The sequence below is a fragment of the Paraburkholderia fungorum genome (genome assembly GCF_046027605.1).
GTDB lineage: Bacteria > Pseudomonadota > Gammaproteobacteria > Burkholderiales > Burkholderiaceae > Paraburkholderia > Paraburkholderia fungorum_F.
This window is the reverse complement of record NZ_JAQQEF010000001.1, coordinates 538,362-558,042: the sequence shown is the minus strand read 5'-3', so window position 1 is coordinate 558,042 and position 19,681 is coordinate 538,362. Positions and strand designations below refer to the sequence as shown.

18 protein-coding genes are annotated in these 19,681 nt (G+C 61.9%); 6 read left to right on the top strand and 12 right to left on the bottom strand.

Annotation, left to right across the window (positions count from 1 at the left end; genetic code table 11):
* Positions 1-166 precede the first annotated feature (166 nt).
* Positions 167-547, top strand: coding sequence for a DUF1090 domain-containing protein (locus tag PQR53_RS02355; protein ID WP_408450953.1), 381 nt, complete (start codon positions 167-169; stop codon positions 545-547).
* Positions 548-640: 93 nt separating this feature from the next.
* Positions 641-1,153, top strand: coding sequence for a CPBP family intramembrane glutamic endopeptidase (locus tag PQR53_RS02350; RefSeq protein WP_408450952.1), 513 nt, complete (start codon positions 641-643; stop codon positions 1,151-1,153).
* Positions 1,154-1,290: 137 nt separating this feature from the next.
* Here PQR53_RS02350 and PQR53_RS02345 read toward each other — a convergent pair whose 3' ends face one another.
* Entirely contained in the window at positions 1,291-2,208 is a 918-nt protein-coding gene (locus PQR53_RS02345; protein ID WP_408450951.1) for an AraC family transcriptional regulator, read from the bottom strand.
* A gap of 105 nt (positions 2,209-2,313) precedes the next feature.
* On the opposite strand from PQR53_RS02345, the gene PQR53_RS02340 reads away from it, so the two are divergent.
* Positions 2,314-3,063: an SDR family oxidoreductase gene (locus PQR53_RS02340; protein WP_408450950.1), complete on the top strand. Its 750-nt coding sequence runs from the start codon at positions 2,314-2,316 to the stop codon at positions 3,061-3,063.
* 14 nt (positions 3,064-3,077) lie between these two features.
* Here the strand turns inward: PQR53_RS02340 and PQR53_RS02335 are convergent, their stop codons facing one another.
* Positions 3,078-3,560: a YybH family protein gene (locus PQR53_RS02335; protein WP_408450949.1), complete on the bottom strand. Its 483-nt coding sequence runs from the start codon at positions 3,558-3,560 to the stop codon at positions 3,078-3,080.
* Between the two features lie 127 nt (positions 3,561-3,687).
* Positions 3,688-5,136, bottom strand: coding sequence for a tannase/feruloyl esterase family alpha/beta hydrolase (locus PQR53_RS02330; RefSeq protein WP_408450948.1), 1,449 nt, complete (start codon positions 5,134-5,136; stop codon positions 3,688-3,690).
* Between the two features lie 537 nt (positions 5,137-5,673).
* On the opposite strand from PQR53_RS02330, the gene PQR53_RS02325 reads away from it, so the two are divergent.
* On the top strand, positions 5,674-7,101 hold the full coding sequence (locus PQR53_RS02325; RefSeq protein WP_408450947.1) for a methyl-accepting chemotaxis protein: 1,428 nt from the start codon (positions 5,674-5,676) through the stop codon (positions 7,099-7,101).
* 46 nt (positions 7,102-7,147) lie between these two features.
* Here PQR53_RS02325 and PQR53_RS02320 read toward each other — a convergent pair whose 3' ends face one another.
* Positions 7,148-8,047, bottom strand: a complete 900-nt coding sequence (locus PQR53_RS02320; RefSeq protein ID WP_408450946.1) for a LysR family transcriptional regulator — start codon at positions 8,045-8,047, stop codon at positions 7,148-7,150.
* Positions 8,048-8,202: 155 nt separating this feature from the next.
* Here PQR53_RS02320 and dld point away from each other — a divergent pair, with 155 nt between their 5' ends.
* Together dld and PQR53_RS02310 are read left to right on the top strand one after the other, a co-directional pair.
* Positions 8,203-9,942, top strand: coding sequence for a D-lactate dehydrogenase (dld, locus tag PQR53_RS02315; RefSeq protein WP_408450945.1), 1,740 nt, complete (start codon positions 8,203-8,205; stop codon positions 9,940-9,942).
* A 252-nt stretch (positions 9,943-10,194) separates the two neighbouring features.
* Positions 10,195-11,175, top strand: coding sequence for a hypothetical protein (locus tag PQR53_RS02310; RefSeq protein WP_408450944.1), 981 nt, complete (start codon positions 10,195-10,197; stop codon positions 11,173-11,175).
* Between the two features lie 13 nt (positions 11,176-11,188).
* Here the strand turns inward: PQR53_RS02310 and PQR53_RS02305 are convergent, their stop codons facing one another.
* From PQR53_RS02305 to PQR53_RS02270, 8 genes are all read right to left on the bottom strand, one after another.
* Complete coding sequence (locus tag PQR53_RS02305) at positions 11,189-12,022, bottom strand: AraC family transcriptional regulator (protein WP_408450943.1); 834 nt, start codon at positions 12,020-12,022, stop codon at positions 11,189-11,191.
* A gap of 172 nt (positions 12,023-12,194) precedes the next feature.
* On the bottom strand, positions 12,195-13,697 hold the full coding sequence (locus PQR53_RS02300; RefSeq protein WP_408450942.1) for a DHA2 family efflux MFS transporter permease subunit: 1,503 nt from the start codon (positions 13,695-13,697) through the stop codon (positions 12,195-12,197).
* A 191-nt stretch (positions 13,698-13,888) separates the two neighbouring features.
* Positions 13,889-14,566 carry a glutathione S-transferase gene (locus tag PQR53_RS02295; RefSeq protein ID WP_408450941.1) on the bottom strand — a complete coding sequence of 226 codons (678 nt, stop codon included), beginning with the start codon at positions 14,564-14,566 and terminating at the stop codon, positions 13,889-13,891.
* A 107-nt stretch (positions 14,567-14,673) separates the two neighbouring features.
* Positions 14,674-15,897: a dienelactone hydrolase family protein gene (locus PQR53_RS02290; protein WP_408450940.1), complete on the bottom strand. Its 1,224-nt coding sequence runs from the start codon at positions 15,895-15,897 to the stop codon at positions 14,674-14,676.
* A gap of 38 nt (positions 15,898-15,935) precedes the next feature.
* Positions 15,936-17,576, bottom strand: coding sequence for an AMP-binding protein (locus PQR53_RS02285; protein ID WP_408450939.1), 1,641 nt, complete (start codon positions 17,574-17,576; stop codon positions 15,936-15,938).
* A 76-nt stretch (positions 17,577-17,652) separates the two neighbouring features.
* Positions 17,653-18,048, bottom strand: a complete 396-nt coding sequence (locus PQR53_RS02280) for a RidA family protein (RefSeq protein ID WP_408450938.1) — start codon at positions 18,046-18,048, stop codon at positions 17,653-17,655.
* Entirely contained in the window at positions 18,045-18,488 is a 444-nt protein-coding gene (locus PQR53_RS02275; protein WP_408450937.1) for an acyl-CoA thioesterase, read from the bottom strand. Before PQR53_RS02275 ends, PQR53_RS02280 begins: the two co-directional genes overlap by 4 nt.
* The gene (locus PQR53_RS02270; protein ID WP_408451162.1) at positions 18,485-19,675 is read right to left on the bottom strand and encodes an acyl-CoA dehydrogenase family protein; all 1,191 of its coding nucleotides are present in this window, start codon (positions 19,673-19,675) and stop codon (positions 18,485-18,487) included. The genes PQR53_RS02275 and PQR53_RS02270 overlap by 4 nt, the downstream gene beginning before the upstream one ends.
* Positions 19,676-19,681: the final 6 nt, after the last annotated feature.

The following is a 19,681-nucleotide window of genomic DNA, read 5'->3' as shown; positions in this document are numbered from 1 at the left end:
TCCGGTATTAAAGGGGCATTCAATTGGACATTCCGTCATTGCAATTCACGCCGCTATAGCGGGGCGGGAATTTGGCATGGTTCGATATCCAGTACTGAAGATTACTACTTTGCGTGCAGTACAACGCGCGATGAACGAACGATACTCCACTACTTTGAGGTCTCTCATGAATACGGCGATCAAGGCAGTCCTGTTCGGCATGATGGTCTATCCGATGGTGTGTTCCGCGCAAACAAACGGTTGCGATGCGAAGCGCAGTTCGATCGAGGCAGAAATCGCCTACGCGCAAGCGCACGGCAATGCAAAACGCGTCGATGGCCTTGAAACCGCGCTCGCTCAAATGAACGCAAATTGCACGGATGCGGTGCTGCGCAACGAGGCGCAACGCAAGGTGGCCGCCGCGCAAAAGAAACTCTCTGAACGCCAGCACGATTTGCAGGAAGCGAAGGCCAACGGCAAGAGCGCGAAGAAAATCGCCGAGCGGCAACACAAGGTCGACGAGGCCCATGCGGAGCTTGAAAAAGCGCAGATGGAAGCGTCGCAGTGATCGGTCTTCGCGCTGATCCGCGCTGACGGTTTGTCCCGTCAGCAGCAGCGAGCGGATGGGCCAGCGCCATAATTAGAAAAGACCGGAGAGAACATGCAATCATCAAACGCGGGGATGTCGTCAACTTTAAACGGCCCGTTATTCGGGCTCGGGCTTAATACACCGCCATGGCTGATGATTCCTTTGGCGTTGCTGGCCAGCGAGCTGTTGCCGCTGCCGCTCGACTATGCCGCCGATCTATTCTTTCCGCACCAGAAGATGGGCGGCCCGGAACTGCACTCACATGGCATTGTCATTGCGTTGATTGTCGGCTGTCTGATCGGACCGCTGGCGGAAACCGCATTCCATCAGTGGGGATGTATTACGTTGCTCCGCAGGAAATTGGGTGTAGGTCCCTGGGCGGCGGTCGTGTTGTCTGCGGCGCTGTTTGCGTCGATGCATTTTTACAGCTGGAAATACGTGCTCACTACGTTTCCTGTGGGCCTTGTGCTGGGTTACGTATTCGTAGTCGAACAAACGCGCCGGGGCCGAGCGTTCGGGATGGTTACCTTGGTTCATTCGTTGCGAAATGCCATTTCTATCGCGCTTATTTTTTTCCTGACGTGAAATTAGCGTGAGCACAGATGTGTGCCGCTTGCGCTTATCGATCCGCGAGCGGTGGATGTCAATGAGGTTGTCGTCAGCTCGACGGTCATGCGGTGACCTTTTTCAAGCGCTGTGCGCGGCGGCTCGTCTGCGCCGTCCTACGCGCCATTCACGGCCGCCTGCTCCTCGCGGGCATACTGCGTAGGCGGCCGGCCAACGTGCCGCGTGAAGGCCACGCTGAAGGTGCTGGCGGAGCTATAGCCGACGCGCCGCGCAATCTCGGCGATACGGCCTTCATTGCGACGCAGCAGGTCCTTCGCGAGTGCCATGCGCCAGGTGAGCAGATATTCCATCGGCGCAACGCCGACCGCGCGGCTGAAGCGCTCGAAAAAGCTCGAGCGCGACAGCGCGGCCTCTTTCGCGAGTTCGGCCACTGTCCATGTGCGCGTCGGGTCTTCGTGCATGCCGCGGATCGCGGCCGCGAGACGGCCGTCCGAGAGTCCACGCACGAGACCCGGCGACGCGCTTGTTCCTGCCGTGGACCGCAGCGCTTCGATGAGCAGCACTTCGAGCAGTCGCGAGAGCACGACCTCGCGCGCGGGCCGCTGCTCGCGTGATTCCTCTCGCACGAGTTGCACGAGCGTGGCCAGTCGCTGTTCGCCGCGGACATGCACGAGTTGCGGTAGCAACGAAACGAGCAGGGATGCATCCGATGAGCCGAAGCTGCAGTGGCCCGCCATCATTCGCGTGTCGACGGGACTATCCGGGGCGCCGATTCTGAATTCCCCGTTGCCGAGCGCGATCGGCGCCGCCGTCTCGACACCCGGTGGCGGCGGCTCGAGGCTGGACATCGCGACGCCGTAGGCCGCGGGAATCAGCACGAAGTCGCCCGAGAGAAGCTCGATGGGCTCGTGTCCGTCGATCGCGATGCGGCACCCGCCCTCGAGGATCACGCAATAGAACGGCTGGCCGGCATCAGAACGGCTGATGCGCCACGGGCTGGCGCCGAGGACGAGTTTGGAGAACCGGGCACCCGGCTGCAACAGCGTCACGACTTCGGCCAGCGGATCGATCATCGCCGGACTCCTGCAAATGAAATTCGGATGATTGATTGTAGCGAGTACGGGCGCGGCGATCTATCGTAGTGGCACACGAAAACCACTTCACAGGAAAGCATTCCCATGAAAACCGTCATGATCACCGGCTGCTCTTCCGGATTCGGCCTTGAGACCGCTCGCTACTTCCTCGCCCGCGACTGGCAGGTCGTCGCCACCATGCGCACGCCGCGCGCCGACGTGCTGCCGCCGTCAGACCGCCTGCACGTGCTGGCGCTCGACGTCACGAATCCGGAGAGCATTCGCCAGGCTGTCGAGGCTGCGGGCCCGATCGACGTCCTCGTCAACAACGCGGGCTTCGGTGCGGCTTCACCGGCCGAACTCGTGCCGATGGCGACGGTGCGCGAGGTCTTCGAGACCAACACCTTCGGCACGATCGCATTGACGCAAGCGGTGCTGCCGCAGTTTCGGGAGCGTCGGGCCGGCGTCGTCGTGAACGTCACGTCGAGCGTAACGCTGAAGGCGTTGCCACTGCTCGCCGCTTACCGCGCAAGCAAGGCAGCCGTGAACGCCTTCACCGAGTCGATGGCGCTGGAGCTCGAGCAGTTCGGCGTGCGGGCGCGCCTGGTATTGCCCGGCCGTGCGCCCGGAACCCGCTTCGGCGAGAACGCGCGCGCCCATATGCACGGCTTCGACCATGAGGCCTATGCCGGTCTCGTCAAGAAGGTCGTTGCGGAGTTGGGGGACACGTCTTCCCCGATCACCCAGGCGCAGGACGTCGCTGAAGCTGTGTGGCGCGCGGCGACCGACCCGTCATCCCCGCTGCGTATTCCGGCCGGCGCCGACGCCGAGGCATGGGCGGCCGAGGTTCGCTGATCCTGACGGCCGAATTACTCGAGGACCTGATTCGGCGCGGTGCTAAATGACATGAACCGGGCGATGGACCATTTGCCGTCCGCTTGTCGTTTGAAAATGTCTATCCCTGCTTCATGGGTCACGCTCTGCTCGGCACCCTTGCGGGCGGAGAGCGTCCAGAACAGCCGCACGACGGCGATATCCCCGGACACGATGATTTCGCGGATGTCCGGGTGGTCGTAATGGAGGTTCAAATCCGGTTTCGCCAGCAGGGTAGCGAGTCTTTTGCAGAGCGTGTGCCGATTGCCGTCGAGCACTTCAGGAACGGTTGAGACCAGATCGGCTGCGAACACATCGCAGACGCCTTTGGCATCGCGAGCGTTGAACGCATCCGCCCACCGCGACAGCCGTTCCGTGATGGCGGCCTTGTCCGAGTCCACGTCGGCGCGAGCAGGAGTGGGCGTCGCCATCACGACGCCCGCTGACACCACAGCAATCGTAAGCAGCCGTCTGATCATGGAGATTCTCCCAGTCGAAAGAATCCATCATAAGCTTCGGAGTTCCAACGGACGCAAGAAGCCTCCTGTGTTGGACGAGCGACAACTCGTGGTCGTCTCTCGTCCGCGTCACGGGCCGTTGCGCTTTTTAACTGCTTGCGCAGCTATAGCTGGCCGCCTGATTGATGTTTCCTGAGCCGTTGTAGTGCGGCACCGTCGGATACGGGCAGTCAGGAAGCGTGGCTGTCACGTTGCCATTGGTGTCGAATTTGGTCATCGTCAATTGACCAGGCGCGACGCCTTGCTCGACCCACGCGATCATGGGACCCACGTAGTCGAACTGATCCGGTCCATTGCCGCCGGTGACGTGACCCACCCCGGCCTCGCGGTAGAACCGCGCGTTACTGGCCGCGGATCCTGCGAGTTGCGTCATGGCCAGCCAGTTGCGGAGATGGTCGCGAGGCGACAGCAGCGGATCAGCACCGCCGTGGAACGAGATCAGTTTTTTGCCCGCGACCAGATACTGTGCGATGGCCTGCAGGCTGTGGTCCGCACCGGCGCTTTGCAAACCTGCGGCGATGACCGGATAGGCGGTGTCGACGTTAAAGGTCGCTTGCAAACTTCCTGGTGCGGTTGCCGGCAAGAGCCAATTGGCATTACCTGTCGCGATGCCGGCAAATCCGCCTCCCAGTACCGTATATCCACCGACGCCTAACGGACTGCCGAAGTCGGCCCAATCGTAGCCGGAATAAAGCAGGGCTCCGCCGCTCGTGTCCAGCGCGCCAATCTCTTGCCGGACGGTTTGCAATTGTGCGGGCGTGAGGCATGTCGCTGCCGGCGCGCCTGCGGTTCCGCATTGCAGCGGCGCGGGATCGTAGGTGCAGGCCTCGGGGTTCAGGATCACCCCGTTTGCGTTCCCGCACTGCTGCACGGCGGCCTGATAGGCGGCCGTCCATTGGGCGGGGCTGGGCATGGCGGGTGTTCCGGCCTTGGCAGCCATGTTGAGCCATGCCATGGTTTGCGTTGCCATGTTCATGGTTTCCGAACCGGCGATGATGCCGTCGTAATCGCCCGGCCAATCCTGTGCGACGAGGTAAGCGTTTCGGCCGCCGTTCGACGCGCCCTGGAAGTAGGTGTACTTGGGTGCCTGACCGTAGAAGGCTGCAATCACCGCTTTGGCAAAATGGACAGTGGTGCCGAGTGCTGCGTAGGAGTAGTCCTGTTTCTGGGTCGCGTTGTTAATGAAATCGACAGGATTACCGTCCCGGTTGCCACCGTTTGAAGCGGTGAATGCCATACCGCGTTGCAGCGGCTGGGTGAGAGGAAGTTGCTGGTTGATCGATTCGACCGTCGGAATGGTGCCGTCGAAGCCGCCGCCGCCCGCATGCAACAAGCGGTTCGCGTAGTTGTCCGGAAGGTCGACCTCGATGTCGAGCGTGGTGCTGTGGACGCCGGTCGCGCTCACCTTGCAGTAGGCCGGAAGTCCACCGCTCGCCTCGGTGCGCTTCGTGGCTGTAATCAGGATGCCGCCGACGGTCTGGCCGTTAAGCGTCGTGCATCTGGAGGCATTGCTCACGGGCGGCGTGCCGCCTGCCACGTCATCCCCGCCGCACGCGGTGACCAATACGCTACAGAGACCAACAACCCCCCACACCATGCACGACTGGACGATCCGCCAGCGCGCGCCGCTAGAACTGATCTGCACATCCTCATTTGCCATTTCGCATCTCCTGGGTGACCACATAAGGTTCTTTTATTAATTAACCGACCGGTCGGTCTAATCGGCAAGATGGAGGATAGTTGGTCAGTAATCGCGCGGATACCAACGTTAACCCTGCAGGGAGTGTGTCGAACGGAGGCACCGAAGAAGTCGAAAACCTGAGCTTCGCTAGCCGGGACTGCACCACTTTTATTTGTCTAAAGAATCGCTCACGCGTGCCGTTATGCATCTGCGTCATGCGTGGACAAGGCCCACGGTCGGCAATCCGGGGCACTCGCGACGTGTCCCAAAGTATGCGAGTGAACCCGGCCGCGATTCTCATCTGTGCCTGCGGACCTTATGCAACACTGCCTCCGGAAAGCAGGCATGGCGCACCGGTACCCAACCTATAAAGAACAATTCCTGAGAGACCCCATGAAACAGCCGGACGAGTTGCTGCACACGGTCTATGTGAAAGCCGACCGGCTCATGATCGCGGTCGTATGGGGCTTGTTTGCGATCTCTTGCCTATTGGCGATACGCGACTACAACATGCGCGCCGTGCTGTGGGTTGGCTTGCCTACCGTCGCCGTTGCGTCGACGCTGACTTACTGGCGCTCAGGCGCACTCGTGACGCGTCTCTTCCTCGCTGCCAGCCTGATGACCCTCGCTGCGTTGCAGATTCATCAGGAACGCGGCCTGACGGAGTTGCACTTTGGCATCTTCGTGCTGATGTCGTTCCTGCTGGCCTATCGGGATTGGCGCCCGATCCTCTGTGCCGCCTGCGTCATTGCAGTGCATCACTTCACGTTCAATTATCTGCAGCTTGCCGGCCTGGAGGCCTATTGCTTCACCGAGCCCGCGTGGTCGACCGTGTTGATCCATGCGGCCTACGTCGTCGTGCAGGCCGGCTTGCTGATTTTCATTGCGCGGCATATGAAGGCCGATGCGCAAACGGGCCGGGAACTCGCGGTACTTGGCGAAAACCTGTCGCGGCAAGCGGGTCAATTCGATTTGCGCCTCCCGGCCATGAAGCTCGAAGGTGCCAGCAGCCGCACCTTCAAGGACACACTCAACGCCATTCATGACGCGATGCGCGAAATCACCGCGACGATCGACCAGATGGCGGTCTCATCGGACAGTATCGCTGCCGAAAATCACACCTTGTCGCAGGAATTCGCCACCCAAGCCGAAACGCTCAACGCGACCAACACGGCAATGGAGCAGATCGCGCAACGGGTCAGGGAGAGCGCGGAACATGCGGCCTCGGCAGACAGCCTCGCGCGGCAAACCTCAACCGCGGTGCGGCAAAGCGAACAGGTTGTCAGCGAGGTCGTCGCCAAGATGACCGAGATCGATCAGGCCGTGCATCGGATGGGCGACATGATCGCGATGATCGAGAGCATCGCGTTCCAGACCAACCTCCTCGCGCTCAACGCATCGGTCGAGGCGGCCCGTGCCGGTAGTCACGGACGGGGCTTTTCGGTGGTCGCCGAGGAGGTCCGTACGCTCGCCCATCGGAGCGCGAGCGCCGCGCGCGAAATCAAAGGCCTGATCGGCGATTCGTTGCAGCGCGTCGAGCACGGCTCGACGCTCGCGACCCGCGCCGGCGAGGCCATGCGGCGCGTTGTCGGCGATGTGGCGGACGTCGCCAGATTGATCGAGCATATCAGCGCATCGAGCGATGCCCAGAGCCACGACGTCGACCGGTTCAGTCAGGGCATGGGCAAGATGGACGCGATGCTGGAGCGCGATGTCCAGCACGTGAAGGGCGTCGCTTCAGCGTCGGCAGGCTTGCGGGAGAAAGCGCGCAGTTTGCGTGAGGCGACGTCGATTTTTCTCGTCGAGCACGATGTGAAGTGAACCCGGCGGTGGGCGCAAGAAGAGGTCTTTAGTCAAGGCGCCACCGTCACCTCGCACGGGCAGCGACTCTTTGCTGCCGCAGAATCCTGACAAAGTTCTGTACGGTCGGCGATTTCTCGCGCTGCCGATGAACTAATGCGATCCCCGTCGAAAGCGGATTGCCCCGCAGCTCGTGATACGACACGCTTTCGACCTGGATCTGCCGGATCGACGCGGGAACCACCGCAACGCCGAATCCGGCCGCCACCAGATTCGCCGCCGACGAAATCTGCGGCGACTCCATGCCGATCGAGGGCGCGAAGCCGGCTTCGCGACAGGCGCCAATGATCGAGTCGTATAGATCCGGGCCAATGGGGCGTGGAAAGAGAATGAACGGATCGTCCGCCAGGTCCGCCAGATCGATACGCCGCCGCCGGTTCAAGCGATGGTTCGCAGGCAACACCGCCAACATGTCTTCGTCGACGAGCGGTTCGACGATCAGCTCCCGGCAGTTCAGCGGCATGCGCACCAGCGCGGCGTCGAGCTGCCGCTCGGCGACTTTGTCCAGCAGCAGCGAGCTGTTGCTCTCCTCGCAACTGATCGACACGCGTTCATAGGCGTGCCGGTAGCGCTGCATTGTCATCGCGACTTCTGGATGAAACACCGTTGAACCCGCGAAACCGAGCGACAGCCGCCCAGTCTCTCCGCGTCCCGCGTTCTGTACCTCGACGAGTGCCTGCTGCGCGTCCTCGACAATGCGCAGCGCGCGTTCACGAAAGAGCCGGCCTGCTTCAGTCAATTCGACGCGACGTGGATGCCGGATGAACAGCGGCGTGCCGATTTCGCGCTCGAGCTTCAGGATCTGCTGGCTCAATGGCGGCTGGGCGATTCCCAGATGGGTCGCGGCTTCGGTGAAGTGCAGATGCTCGGCGACGGCGAGGAAGTAACGCAACTGGCGAAATTCCATATGTTTTTCGTCTCCAAATAGCGACTTCAAGATATTGGACTAATGACCGGACTGATTTTAACCTTCGTGTCAACCTGATGCGCTCAAAGGTCGCAGTCGAAATGACCTGACGAAGTCGATGCGCGTCACGCTCAACATTTCCTGAGGAGAATTCGATGTCAGCAACGCGCACCCCCGTGGCAGCCCTTCCGGGCAACCGCGCTCACACGTTGATTGCGGATTTACGCAGCATCGTCGGTACGAGGCACACCCTGACCGATGAAGGCGCGACCCGCCGTTACCGCACGGGTTTTCGTTTCGGTGCGGGCAACGCGCTCGCGGTGGTATGCCCGGGCACGATCGTCGAACAATGGAAAGTGCTACAGGCGTGCATCGCGGCGAACGTGATTGTGATCACGCAGGCGTCGAACACAGGTCTCACCGGAGGCTCGACACCGGACGGCAACGACTATGATCGCGACATCGTGATCGTTAGCACGAGCCGCATGAAGAAGGTGTTTGTGATTGACGACGGCAAGCAGGTCGTCTGTCTTCCCGGCGCGACACTGGACCAGCTGGAACAAACGCTGAAACCCCTTGGCCGCGAACCGCATTCGGTGATTGGCTCGAGCTGCATCGGCGCGTCGGTATTCGGCGGCGTTTGCAACAACTCGGGCGGCGCGCTGGTGCATCGTGGTCCGGCGTACACGGAAATGGCGGCATTCGCGCAGGTGGATGCAAGCGGCGGACTGAGTCTCGTCAACCATCTCGGGATCGAGCTCGGCGAGACGCCCGAGGATATCCTGGGCCGGCTCGAGCGCGGAGAGTTCACGGATACCGATGTCCGCCACAACGCGGGCGCCGGATCTGACCATGGCTACGCGAGCCACGTGCGCGAGATCGATGCCGATACGCCGGCGCGTTTCAACGCCGATCCGCAGCGCCTTTATGAAGCGTCTGGCTCGGCTGGCAAGCTGATGGTGTTTGCAGTGAGGCTCGACACGTTTCCGATCGAGCAGGACGCCAAGGTGTTCTATATCGGCACGAACCGGCCCGAAGAGCTCACCGAGATTCGCCGTCATGCGCTGCACGACTTCAAACACCTGCCGATCTCCGGCGAATATCTGCATCGCGACGCCTTCGACATTGCTGAGGAGTACGGTAAGGACACCTTCCTCGCGATCAACTATCTCGGCACGTCCCGCATGCCCGTGCTGTTCGGACTGAAAAGCCGGTTCGACGCCTTGTTCGATCGACTCGGCTTTTTTCCCTCGCATTTGACCGACCGCGTCATGCAGGCCGCGAGCCGGCTGTTCCCTAGCCATCTGCCGCCGCGAATGAAGCAGTATCGCGACAAGTACGAGCATCACCTGATGCTGAAGGTGGCGGCCGACAGTGTCGAAGAAACGCGTGCCTTCCTCTCGGGCTACTTCGAAACCGCCAGCGGCGGTTATTTCGAATGCACCGACGAAGAAGGCAGGAAAGCGTTCCTGCATCGCTTTGCCGCCGCCGGTGCCGCGGTTCGCTATCGCGCCGTGCATCCCCGCGAAGTGGAGAACATCGTCGCGCTCGACATCGCGCTGCGCCGCAATGATCGCGACTGGATCGAAACGCTGCCGCCCGATATCGAGGAGACGATCTCCATCAAGCTGTACTACGGACACTTCCTGTGTCATGTGTTTCACCAGGACTACATCGTCAGGAAAGGCAACGACTGCCTCGAGGTCGAACACAAGATGTGGACGCTGCTGGATCGCCGCGGCGCCGAATATCCGGCGGAACACAACGTAGGTCATCTTTACCGCGCGAAGCCACAGCTTGCGGCGTTCTACCAGCAACTCGATCCTTGCAATTGCTTCAACCCGGGAATCGGACAGACCTCGAAATTCGCGAACTACCGGGAAGCGGCGGTCTAGTCGGCCGCTATTGCCGATAGATCGAGCTGCCGGTCGCTATTTAGCCGGCCTATTCCATTCGCATAAGGAGTGTCTGCGACTAACTGCCCTAAGCTTGACGGATGTCATCGCAGTAAACTGAAGAAATACACCCGGTCGCCTTTCAAGAGTTGTTTTACGCGAAATCCTGTCACAATGGCCGCGAGCAACTGCCAGAACGTCGCGTCACGAGGCTCGCGCGCTTTCCGTCACGACCGAAGATCTCAGATAACAATGAAAGGTAACTGGACTCTCGCGTTAGCTGCCGCAACGCTTTGCATCTGGACCGCCCCTGCGTCGGCCCAGGAATTCGCGCTATACACCGGGCCGTTGACTGGCGAACATAGCCATTCCTACGCGTGGTCGATGGACTATACGGAAGGATTCGGCCAGTACCTTGCCGGCAGCATTACCTGGCTCAACGAAGGGCATATTCCCAATCATCACCGCGATGGCCAGCTCGTGCAGGTGTGGGGAAGACTTCCGCTTGCACAACGGCGCTTCGTGTTCGCACTGGGTGTGGGCCCCTATCGTTACTTCGATACGGAAGCAGCCGCGCAGTCCGAGGGCTATTCGAATACGCATGGCTGGGGCGTCGTCTACAGCGCGCGCGCCACATGGTATTCGTCCCACCGCTGGACCGCGAATCTGCAGCTCAACCATGTGCAGGTGGCGAGGGGGCCGTCGACCACGGCGATCATGCTTGGCATCGGCTATCAACTGGACGCACCCGGCACGCCCGGGGCGCGTGATTTTGCACTGCCGCGCACGCAAAAGGTCACGAACAATGAAATTACGCTGATGTCCGGCGTCACGATCCTGAACAGCCTCGAGTCGCAAACGTCAGTGGCGGAGGCGATCGAATATAGGCGTGGGCTGACGAACTATCTCGACGCGACGCTCGGCTACCTGCACGAAGGCAATGGCCTGACCGCTCGGCGTGATGGTGCGACCGCGCAACTCTGGCTCACGCGGGCCTTTTTCGACGAACGCCTGACACTGGGCATTGGTGCCGGCGCGTACGCAGCCATTCATCACGGCGATTCGAACGAAGATCGCGACACGGGCGACGGCGTTCTGTCCGGCCTCGTGTCGGTATCGGCTTCGTATCGCGTCACGCAGCACTGGTCAGCGCGCGTGACGTGGAACCGCGTGGTCACACGCTACAGCCGCGACACGGACGTGATCCTCGGCGGTATTGGTTATCGGTTCTAGAGGCCGAATCGAATCAGGCCTTCAACGGTAACCAGATTTCGAGCCCGCCCATGCCGCTGACCGGATCGAACTGCTCGCTGTAGCGCTCGAAATTCGGCGCGTCCGCAGGCACGTGCCCCGACGCCGGCAGCCATTGATTCCAGATCGTGTTCAGGGTGCGCCGGATCGTCGAGATATGCTCATGATGGCTGAATACCGCATACCGCTGCGCGGCAATGCGTACGCGGCTTAACTCCGCGGGAAGCGCCGGGAACTCGCTGACTTCAACGCCACACAGGTAGTCGAAATTGCCTGCGTCGTCGGCGTTGTAGCAAACGCCGTAGGCCACGCCGCCCACTTGTCCCGGCACCTTGCCGTAGTAAGCGCCAAAGCGCTGCCATTGCGACGGAATGGCCGTGCCGGTGTCGCAGGTATAGCGCTCGCTCAGCCCCGCGACGAGAAACGGTTTGCCGTCTTCAAAGCGCGGCGGTTCCAGATGGGTGAGAAGGGTTTCGTCCATTTTGATCGGCTCCACGATGGCAATATTGTCGAGATGGCCCCGCGCGCGCAGCGCTTCGGGCGTGAGTCCGAATTGCTCGCGAAAGGCGCGCGTGAATGCTTCGTGAGAACCGTAACCGGCGTCGATGGCGACCGTCAGGATATCAGGCGCGCCGCCGGCGAGGCGCCGTGCCGCTTCGCTCAGGCGGCGCGCGCGAACGTAGCGCATCACCGGAAGCCCGGTGGCCGCTTCGAACGCACGCGCCAGGTGAAAGCGCGACACGCATCCGCGGTTGGCGATCTCGTCGAGCGTCAACTCCTGGGCAAAATGGCTTTCGATAAACCAGAGCGCTTTTCCAACCGGGTTCATATCGGCTCTCATGTCTGCATGAAGCCAGCATAGCCAGGCGCGCTCCGGCGTATTTGATCGCGCTTGCGGTTTTTGCAGCAGCGCGCGCGGTGTATGGCAAGCGGCCTGTGGCGTGCGGGGTGCGTTCACGTGGGCGAGACGTCCTCGGCAGGCGAATCGACTCACCCCTGGATCAATAGTTTTCCGTTGCTGCCGCGTTGCCGGTGGGGCGAGCGTGTTCCGATGCCGATGTGCCATGACCGTGCGCGTCCGCCGGAGCATCGGCACCGCCCGGCTGCCCCGGGCGCAACAGCAAGCCCCCTAAAATGCCTGCCGCCGCCGCGAAGATCGCGCCGAACAGGAACGCCACGTGATAGCCGCTATTGAGCGCGGCCACCGCGTTCTCAGTGGCCTGCACCGTGCTGCTGCGCGCGGCAGCGAGACTCGCGAGCACGGCGAGACCCAGTGCGCCGCCCATCATGAACGACGTATTGACGATACCTGACGCGAGGCCCGAATCGCTCGGATCGACGTCGCTCATGGCAGCCAGCAACATGGGATTGAACGCGATGCCCGCACCGAAGCCGAGCAGGAGCATGCCCGGCAGCACGTCGAGCACGAAGCTGCCGTTGACCGGCGCGCGCGCGAACAGCGCAAGGCCACACGCGGCGACCAGCAGCCCGACAGCAAGCGGCACGCGCAGACCGAAGCGCATCACCACGCGCGCCGACAGGCCCAATGAAAAGAACGCCATGATCAGATTGGCCGGCAAAAACGCGAGCCCGACCTGCAAGGGCCGGTAGCCGAGCACGCGTTGCAAATACAGCGCGGAGATAAAGAACCACGCGAACATTGCCGCCGCCCACAGCACGCCGACCACATTGGCGGTCGCGACATTGCGCAAGCGGAACAGACCGAGCGGCATCAACGGATGCTGTACGCGTGCTTCGATGATGAGAAATACGGCCAGCAGCGCCAGCGCGGCGAACAACATGCCAAGCGTCTGCGCGGAGGTCCAGCCGGCTTCGTTGCCGTTCACGACCGCGTACACCGCGAGCATCAGCGAAGCAGTCACCGTCACAGCACCGGCCACGTCGAGCCGTTCGCCATGAGCATGACCGCGTGCCGACGGCAACAGCGCGACGCACAGCCCGTAGACGGCGATACCGATAGGCAGGTTGACGAGAAAGATCCAGTGCCAGCTCAGCAGGTTGGTCAGCAGACCGCCGAGCAACACGCCGATGCTGCCGCCGCCCGCACAGACGAAGCCATAGACGCCCATCGCTTTCGCGCGTTCGCCGGTCTCGGTGAACAGATTCATGATCAGCGACAGCGAAACCGCCGAGACGACCGCGCCGCCCAAACCCTGCACGGCACGCGCGCATACCAGCAGCACTTGCGAATTCGCCATGCCGCACGCGAGCGACGCCAGCGTGAACAGCGTGATGCCGCCGAGGAACAGCTTGCGATGGCCGTACAGGTCACCGAGCCGGCCGCCCAACAGCAGACAGCCGCCGAAGGTCAGCATGTACGCATTGACCACCCACACCAGCGAGGTCTCGGTAAAGCCGAGGTCCGCGGCGATCGACGGCAATGCAACGTTCACGATCGTCGTATCGAGCACGATCATGAGCACGCCGAGGCACAGAACGATCAGCGCCAGCCAGCGTTTGTTGCCGTGGATGGAATGGGTCATGCAGGGGCTCCTTCGCCGTGGTCAAGCGGATGCAAGCGGTGTACCAGCGCGATACAAGCGGATGCCGGACGTGCCGCCGCTCCGCGCGAAAATAGCAACCCGTTCGACAACCCGTTGATGGCAATGGGAAATTGAGTCTAGCACCCGCGGCTTTTGGCCCACAACTACGAATTCCTGGGCGGCGTTTGCCGTCAATCGCCAGTCAGTAATTCGTACTTGCCGCCGCGTTCCAGCGCCCGCTGATAGGCCGGCCGCGCGTGAATGCGCTTCAGGAAATCGACCACGGCTGGAATCTGCCCTTCCATGCCGCCGCGCGCGGTGGCGGCTTCGAGTGGGAAGCTCATCTGGACGTCGGCCGCCGTGAAATCATGGCCGACAAACCAGCCGGTCGCGGTCAATTGCTGATTGATGTAGCCAAGGTGCAGTTTCAACTGCGGATCGACGAAACTCGATTGCAGCGTCGAGGCGATCTTACGGGCAATCGGCCTGGCGAAAAACGGCATCGGCGCACTGGCGATGCGCAGCGCGACCAGTTTCAGCAGCAGCGGCGGCATCGCGGAGCCTTCCGCATAGTGCATCCAGTAGGTGTAACGCAGACGCTCGGGCGTACCCGCTGCGGGCGCGAAACGGCCTTGACCGTACTTGTCGACCAGATATTCGATGATCGCACCGGATTCGGCGAGCGTCTGGCCGTCGTCGGTAATGACGGGCGATTTGCCGAGCGGATGCACGGCACGCAACTCGGGCGGCGCCAGCATCGTCTTCGGGTCGCGCTCGTAGCGCTTGAGCTCGTACGGAACGCCGAGTTCTTCGAGCAGCCACAACACGCGTTGCGAGCGGGAGTTGTTCAGATGATGGACGGTCAGCATGGGGCGAGGGACGTTGGCCTGTGAAGTGTCACATCATAGGGATGTTGTGCCGAGGTGTGGCTCTAGTCGCGAGTCGCCAGGGCCCGGCTTGCGTCCCTCGCCGCGGCTCATACCCGGGACTTGCCGCCCATCAGCTGATTCGACGGCAGCGTTTCGTCGAGCAGCTTGCGCGCGCTCTCGATACCGGCCACCGGCAGGCCCTCGGGATTCAGCAAGCCGACCTGCACCAGCAGCGACGCCTGATCCCAATAGATGTGTTCGTTGTACAGCTTGTCGCCACGGAAACACACTACCGCCAGCATCGGCACTTCGAAATATTTACCGGTTGGCGCGACACCGGGTAGCAGCCAGTCGATCTCGCAGCTATGCGTGCAACTAAAAATGAATTCGTCGACGATGCGATCCGCGCCGATCGTGCGCGAAATCGGAATCAGCTTCGTATCGGCAGGATTCGAATTGACGAAGTGATGCGTGTAGAACCGCTTGAGGTTGTCATGGCCCACACCGCCTGTCATGGTGGGCACATGATTCACATAAGGTTGGGCGACCATGGTCGGCATCACGGCCTCCACGTCGCGCGTGGCGAACTCGTAGTAGCAATGGGCTTCCCACAGCGCGTTCAGATCGTAGACCGGCCCCAGCACCTTGCGCAGCATGGCGAGCGTGCGCGAATAGGCCATCATCGTGGCGGGTTTGTCGTACTGCGGGCGCGACGGTGCGGCGAATGCGTGATCGCAACCGAGGTACACGTATTGCTCGATTTGCGGACACGTGCGCAATGCCGCGCTGATTCGTTCGCGTGTTTCGGGCGGACAGTGCGCGTCGTTTTCGGGGAAATGGAACACCATCGGGCAGCGCACGGCCCGCACTTCATCCAGATACGATTCGAGACCGACGCCGTAATAGCTGACGGCGCAGTCCACGTCGGTGCGCGCCGCGGCGAGAAACGCCAGCTTGCCGCCGAGACAATAACCGACTGCGCCCACCTTGCCGGCCTGCTCGGGCAACGTGCGCAAGGTCGCGACCGTTGCCGCGATATCGTCGACGGCGAGATCGACATTGAAGTGCTCGAGGTGGTCGAGCGCCTGTTTCATGTCGGCTTCGCCATAGCCGAGCGAAATGCCCGGTTTGATCCGCCAGAACAGATCCGGCACCAGCACCACATAACCTTCTTCCGCGAAGCGATCGGCCATCGACTTCATGGTCTCGTTGATGCCGAAAATCTCCTGCAGCAGCACGAGCCCCGGGCCCGAGCCTTGCGCCGGACGCGCGACGTAGGCGTTGAAACGGCCGCCATCCTGGGCGACGACTTCGATGAAAGAGGCGGCCATGCGGTGTGTCTCCGACGGAAAGAGGCTACATGAAGGGCTTATCTGAGCGTGCGCAATTCAAAGCGTTTGAGCTTGCCGGTTTCGGTGCGCGGCAGCGAGTCGATGAAAGCGATGACGCGTGGGTACTTATACGGCGCCACGCTATTTTTCACGAAATCCTGCAGTTGCGCGACCAGTTTGTCATCCGCCGTATAACCCGGGTTCAGCACCACGAAGGCCTTGACGATCTGCCCGCGCGTTTCGTCCGGTTCGCCGATCACGCCGCATTCGGCCACCGCGTCGTGTTGCATCAGCACGCTTTCCACTTCCGGGCCGGAGATGTTGTAGCCGGCGGAGACGATCATGTCGTCGGCGCGGGCCTGATAGAACACGTAGCCGTCTTCGTCGAGATAGACCGAGTCGCCGGGAAGATTCCAGCCGTCGCGGACGAACTTCGCCTGCCTGTCGTCGGCGAGATAGCGGCAGCCGGTCGGCCCGCGTACCGCAAGTTTGCCGATCGTGCCGGGCGCGACGGGTTGCATGGCGTCATCCACGGCTTGCACCACGTAGCCCGGCACCGCGCGGCCAATGGCGTGCGGGCGGATCGCGTCGCCTTGTGCCGAGATGAAGATATGGATCAGCTCGGTGCCACCGATTCCGTCGATCATGTCGATGCCGCTTGCGTCGCGCCATAGACGGCGCGTCGAATCCGGTAACGCTTCACCCGCCGAGACTGTTTTCGTCAGGGTCGAAACGTCGTGATGCGCGATGAGCGGCGCCATTTGCCGGTAGAACGTCGGCGCGGTGAACATGATCGTCGCGTGAAAGCGCTCGACGGCTTGCAGCAAGGTCTCGGGCGTGAGCCGCTCGATCAGCACCGTCGACGCACCCACTCGCAGCGGAAAGCACAGCATGCCGCCAAGGCCGAACGTGAACGCGAGCGGCGGCGTGCCGCAAAAGATATCGCTCGATGAAGGCTTGAGAACGTGACGCGGAAACAGATCGCACATCGCCAGTACGTCGCGATGAAAGTGCATGCAGCCTTTCGGGGCGCCCGTCGTGCCGCTGGTGAAGGCGATCAGGCAGACGTCGTCCGCGGCGGTGTCGCAGGCGGTGAAGCGGTCCGGTTTGTTGATCGCGAGCGTGTCGAGCGAAGCGGCGGAATCGTCGTGAAACAGGAGCGTTTGCTTAAGGCCCGCGCAGTAGAACTCATCCTGAGGATCGTTGCAGCGCGCGAGCTCATCGGTCAGGCGTGCATCGCATAGCGCCGCGCTGACTTGCGCTTTCTCGATGATCTGCTTGAGTTCCTTGGCACGCAGCAGCGGCATGGTGGGCACCACGACGAGGCCGACCTTCAATGCGGCGAGCGCGGTCACCGCCATGTGCAGCGTATTCGGTCCGCGCAACAGCACGCGGTTGCCCGGCTGCAAACCCATTTCGTCGACCAGTACATGCGCGCTGCGATTGACCAGAGCAAGCAGCTCGCCATAGGTGGTGGCTTGCGGTTTTCCGTCCACCTCCGACCAGATCGCCGGCCGATCGCGATGTCCCGCTTCGATAGTTCTGTCGAGCAATTCCGTCGCGCAGTTGAAGCGCGCCGGATACGCAACATCCGGGTTGTCGAGCAGAAAGACAGGCCATTGATCCTGCGGCGGAAGATTGTCGCGCGCGAAGGTATCGACGTGTGCTGACGGTTCCATCATGGTCTCCCGGACGTTGAGCCGGCTAAATGCGCTTCGGTTGGCGTGGTGGCTGGGTGCTTCGTAGGTAGTGGGCTTACTGAGGGATCACAGCCGTCGCTTCGATTTCTACTTTGGCTTCGTCTTCGATCAACGCGACGACCTGGACCGCGCTCATGGCAATGTCGTAGTCGCCGATCAATTCGCGAAACGCACGGCCGATATCTTTCAGCGAGGCGACGTATTCGCGCTTGTCCGTGACGTACCACGTCATGCGAACGAGATGCTCGGGTGTGCCGCCTGCTTCGTGCAGTACGGCGAGCACATTCTTGAGCGCCTGAATCGCCTGCTGTGCGAAGTCGGTGGTCTGGAACTGCGCCTGTTCGTCCCAGCCGATCTGGCCGGCGATGAACACTTGCGTGCCGGTGGCCGCGACGCCGTTCGCGTAGCCGCGCGGTTTGATCCAACCGGCGGGGAGGAGAGCTTTTTTCATGAGCGATGCGCCTCGATGGATTCATGCTGTGGAGCAAACGTCGCGAGCGCGCTCGCGATGTCGGCGGGAATGTCGATGGATGTGCCGCGTTCGAGCGATGTCGTCACGAGCACCTGTTTCGCGCGAAAGCGGATTTCGTCGCCGCCATAGCCGACGATCTCGATACTGATCGAGCGGCGGCCGATCGCCACGACGCTGAGTGCCAGCGTGATCGTTTCACCCATCTGGCTCGGCCGCGAAAACTCGCAATCGAGTTTGACGATCGGCAAGCCGACGCGGCGTTGCGCGATCATCTGCGCATAGTCGATCCGCAGGCCTTCGTTGAACCAGTCTTCGACCAACGCATTGGTCATCACCAGATATTGCGGAAAGAACACGATGCCGGCTGGATCGCAGTGCGAGAAGCGGATACGGACCGGTCTTTCGAAGGTCGTGCTCATTTCGCCGCGTCCCCGATGACTTTCGCAGCGTGGGCCTTCAGGAGGTCGCGGCCGACGATCAATTGCTGCACTTCAGTCGCGCCTTCGTAAATCCGCAGTGCACGAATCTCGCGATACAGCATCTCGACGGGGGTGCCGCTTTGCACACCCATGCCGCCGTAGAGTTGCACGGCGGCGTCGATCACCTGTTGCGCGCCTTCGCTTGCGTGCCATTTAGCCATCGCGGCTTCACGCGTGACGTTTTCGCCTTGATCGCGCAACCAGGCCGCGCGATAAACCAGCAAGGCGCTGCTGTCGATCGTCAATGCCATCTGCGCCAGCCTGGCCTGCGTCAACTGAAAATCGCCGAGCGTCTGTCCGAACATCTTGCGCGACGCGGCACGCGAGAGGCCCTCAGCCATCGCATGTCGCGCGAAGCCCAGCGACGCAGCCGCCACTGACGTGCGGAAGATATCCAGCGTACGCATCGCGAGCTTGAAACCTTCGCCGGGTGCGCCGAGCATCTGGCTGCGCGGCACGCGTGCACCGGCAAAATGCAAACGCGCTAGCGGATGCGGCGCGATTACGTCGATACGTTCGGCGATTTCCAGACCCGGCGTGTCGGCGTCGACGATGAAGGCAGTGATGCCACGCGCGCCCGGCGCTTCGCCGGTTCTGGCGAACACCACATAGAAATCGGCGATGCCGCCGTTCGAGATCCACGTCTTGTCGCCGTCGAGCACATAGGCGTCGCCGTCTTCACGTGCGCTCAATGCCATCGCGGCGACGTCGGATCCCGCGTCCGGTTCCGACAAAGCGAACGCGGCGAGGGCCGTGCCGTTGGCCACGCGAGGCAAATAGCGCGCTTTTTGCTCATGCGTGCCGCCAAGCGAGATCGCGCCTGAGCCGAGCCCCTGCATGGCCAACGCGAAATCCGCGAGACCGGAATGTTTGGCGAGCGTTTCGCGCAGCAGGCACACGGCGCGTGTGTCGATGGAATCGCCGTGGCCGCCGTAGGCCATACCGCCGACACCGTATTTCAGCCAGCCCGCCGTACCGAGTTCACGGACCAGACGACGGCAGGTCGCATCGACGTCGTCGTGCTCTACATGCGAGAGATTCGCACTGCACCATGCTTCGATACCCGCGGCCAGTTCCCGGTGGCGTGGTTCGAAGAACGGCCAGGCCAGCGCGCTGTGCGGATCCATAGCGCC